Raw genomic sequence first — 3158 nt, 5'->3', positions numbered from 1 at the left:
GCCGAGTGGGTGATCGAGGCGTACGCCGCATACGGCGGCCTGGTGCGCCGGCTGTCCGAGGGCTCGGCGATCCAGGGCGGCCTCGGCTGGCACCTCGCCGTCGTCGACCAGCTGCGCAGCCTCGGCGGCCGGGCGCTGTGCCGGCCCTGCACCGGCCACCTCCCCAACCCGCTGATCACCGTCTGGTGGTTCGTCCTGCCGCTGCTCGCCGTGCTCGGGCTCGTCGTAGCCGTCCGCGCCCGGCGTACGACGGCCACGCTGCTGCCGCTCGCCTGTGCGGCCACCGCCGCCTTCCCGTACCTGTTCATGATCGGCTACGCCGCCCCGCGCTTCCTGCTGCCGGCCTACGCCCTGCTCGCACTGCCGGTCGCCGACGTACTGGCGTACCCGGTCACGGCGCCGCGCCGGCCCCGGCGCCCGGTTCTCGCCACCCTGGTCTGCCTCGGACTCGCCGCCCATCTCGCGGTGCAGCTGGCCGTCCTGGAGAACACGGTCCACAACACCACCGAGGACCGCCGCGGCTGGTCCCGCACCGCCGCCTCCCTGCACCGGCTCGGCGTCCGCCCGCCCTGCCTGCTCACCGGGGACGGGGCCGTGCCCGTCGCGTTCTACACCGGCTGCTCCTCGGTCGCGACGACCGGGCACCACACCAACAGCACCGAGGAGGCCGTCATCGGCACCGCCCGGCGGATCCCGGTCGCCGCGCTGGTTCCCGACGGCACCCGGCCGCCCGGATACGCCCGCGACTGGCCGTCCGAACCGCTCGACGGACAGCGGCTGTACTACTCCGTACCCGGGGGCGGCCGATGACGTCCCCGCCCCGTACCCAGGGACGGCCCCTGGAGTCCCCGCCGGAACTCGCCCCGTCCCTGGGCCGTCGGCAGGCCTGTTGGCACGCCGGTGTCCTGCTCGCGGTCCTGCTGGGCGGGCTCTACCTGGCCCGCCGGCACTGGCCCGCCCTCGAGAGCGGGGCCGGGCGGCTGGCCGGCGCCGACCAGGGCTGGCTGCTGGTCGGCGCGACGGCGGCCCTCGGCACCTGGGCGGCCTCGGCGCTCGCCCAGCAGGGCGCGGTGCTCCGGCGGCTGCCCGGTGCCCGGCTGGTCGCCGCCCCGTTGGCCGCCTCCGCCGCCAACCATCTGCTGCCCGCCGGGCTCGGCGCGGGTGCGGTGAACCTCAGGTTCCTGATGCGCTGCGGACTGCCCGCGGGCCGCTCGGCCAGTGCCCTCGCCGTCAAGGCCACCGCCGGTGCCGCGGTCCGCCTGGCACTGATCGCGCTGCTGGCCCCGGCCTGCCCGGGGCTGCTGCGCCCGCCGCAGCCCACCCCGACGACCCTCGCCGTCGCCCTCGGCGGACTCGTGCTGCTCGCGGCCCTGCCGGTCACCCCCTGGTGGGCGCGCTGCCGCCGCGCCCTGTCGGCTGTGGCGGCCGACATCCGTGCCCTGCACGCCTGTCCCGCGCGAGCGGCGGCCCTGTGGGGCGGCTCCGTCGCCTTCGCCGCGCTGCACGCGCTCGTCCTCATCGCCGTCACCCAGGCCGTCGAACTGCCGCTGCCCCCGCTCCAGGTGGCCCTGCTGTACCTCGCCGCCAGCAGCGCCGCCGCGCTGCTGCCCACCCCGGGCGGCCTCGGCTCCCTGGACGCGGCGCTCGCCCTCGCCCTCACCGTCTCCGGCGCCCCCGGCGTGGCCGCCGCCTCCGCCGTGCTCGGGTACCGGCTGCTGACCGTGTGGCTGCCCCTGCTCCCGGGATTGCTGGTGCTCGGGGTGCTGGTGCGGCGCAAAGCCCTGTGACGGACCGGGAGTTTCCCGAGCGCCCGCCGCAGGTAGGAGTCGGACGTCCGGTGCCGTCACACGGAGGGGGAGAGTCATGGCGGGGAGCGACACGGCGGGGCTGCCGAGCGAGGCGTTCTTCACGCCGGGGACCTCGTCCTTCACCGAGTTCCTGGCCGCGCACCGCCCCGGGCTGCTGCCCACCGCGCCCGTGCTGCCCGCCGGGGTGCGGATGGCGGCCGACCGGTTCCCGCACGGCACCACCGTGCTCGCCCTCACCTACCGCGACGGCGTGCTGATCGCCGGCGACCGCCGGGCGACCATGGGCAATCTGATCGCCCAGCGCGACCTGGAGAAGGTGCACCCCGCCGACGACCACACGGCCGTGGCCTTCGCGGGCACCGTCGGCCTCGCCGTCGACATGGTGCGGCTCTACCAGGTCGAGCTCGCGCACTTCGAGAAGATCGAGGGCACTGCGATGACCCTGGCCGGCAAGGCGACCCGGCTCGCGGCCATGATCCGGCAGAACCTCGCCCAGGCGATGCAGGGCCTCGCCGTCGTGCCGTTGTTCGCCGGGTACGACGTCACCGCGCCCGACGGCGGACGCGGCCGCATCTTCGGCTTCGACGCGACCGGTGGCCTCTACGAGAAGTACGACTTCTACGCCGAGGGCTCCGGCTCCCCGTACGCCCGGGGCGCCCTGAAGAAGCTGTACCGGCCCGGCCTCACCCGGCGCGAGGCCGTCCTCGCCGCGCTCCAGGCGCTGTACGACGCGGCGGAGGAGGACTCGGCGACCGGCGGCCCCGATCTGCACCGCCGTATCTTCCCCGTCGTCTGCGTGATCACGGCGGACGGCTTCGAGCGGCTGCCGGAGCCGGAGACGGAGGAACTCAGCCGCGAGACGGTCCGCCAGCGCACGACCCGCCCGGACGGCCCGCACGCCGCACCCTGACCCCGGCCGCCCTTCCGCTCGGTGCGCCGGTGCGCAGGGGCTCGCCGCCCTGCTGACCTTCACGCCCCGGGCCCCGTGCCCGGGGCCATGGAACGCCCCGCCCGTACGGGTCCGCCTGCCGGGCCGGGGAAGGCCGGTCTGCGGCCGAGAGCCGAGGGCATGTGGTGGTGCGGCCTCAGGTCAGGCGGTGGCCGATCCCGCGTGCGGTGGCGATGGTCCGCTCGCTGCCCGCCGCGCGCAGCTTGCGGCGCAGCCGGGTCAGGTACTGGTCCAGCGTGTTGTCGCTGACCTGTGCCCCCTCCGGCCAGCCCGCGCGGACCAGATCGCGGCGGCGCACCAGCTCTCCGCCGGCCGCGGTGAGTGCCGCCAGCAGCCGGAACTCCGTCGGGGTGAGGTCGACGCGCCTGCCGCGCACGGTGGCGCTGTGCCGGACGGCGTCC

3 protein-coding genes and 1 pseudogene are annotated in these 3158 nt (G+C 76.3%); 3 read left to right on the top strand and 1 reads right to left on the bottom strand.

Annotation, left to right across the window (positions count from 1 at the left end; translation table 11 throughout):
* The 3 genes and pseudogenes from ABT288_RS49685 to prcB all read left to right on the top strand — a co-directional run.
* Positions 1–810 (top strand): annotated as a pseudogene (locus ABT288_RS49685) (hypothetical protein); the annotation flags it as partial.
* Entirely contained in the window at positions 807–1787 is a 981-nt protein-coding gene (locus ABT288_RS49680) for a lysylphosphatidylglycerol synthase domain-containing protein (RefSeq protein WP_351623413.1), read from the top strand. The pseudogene ABT288_RS49685 and the gene ABT288_RS49680, both read left to right, overlap by 4 nt.
* Positions 1788–1863: 76 nt before the next feature.
* Complete coding sequence (gene prcB / locus ABT288_RS49675) at positions 1864–2718, top strand: proteasome subunit beta (protein ID WP_351623412.1); 855 nt, start codon at positions 1864–1866, stop codon at positions 2716–2718.
* Positions 2719–2893: 175 nt separating this feature from the next.
* Here the strand turns inward: prcB and ABT288_RS49670 are convergent.
* On the bottom strand, positions 2894–3158 hold a 265-nt coding region (locus ABT288_RS49670), incomplete at its 5' end, for a winged helix-turn-helix domain-containing protein (RefSeq protein WP_351623411.1).

Origin of the sequence: Streptomyces sp. NPDC001093 (assembly GCF_040298985.1) — a bacterium.
GTDB lineage: Bacteria > Actinomycetota > Actinomycetes > Streptomycetales > Streptomycetaceae > Streptomyces.
The sequence above is the reverse complement of the archived record's forward strand: the minus strand, read 5'-3'. Positions and strand labels throughout refer to the sequence as shown.

Coding starts and splice junctions, on each gene's coding strand:
- ABT288_RS49680 (WP_351623413.1), top strand. CDS start 807: ATGACGTCCCCGCCCCGTACCCAGGGACGGCCCCTGGAGTCCCCGCCG.
- prcB (WP_351623412.1), top strand. CDS start 1,864: ATGGCGGGGAGCGACACGGCGGGGCTGCCGAGCGAGGCGTTCTTCACG.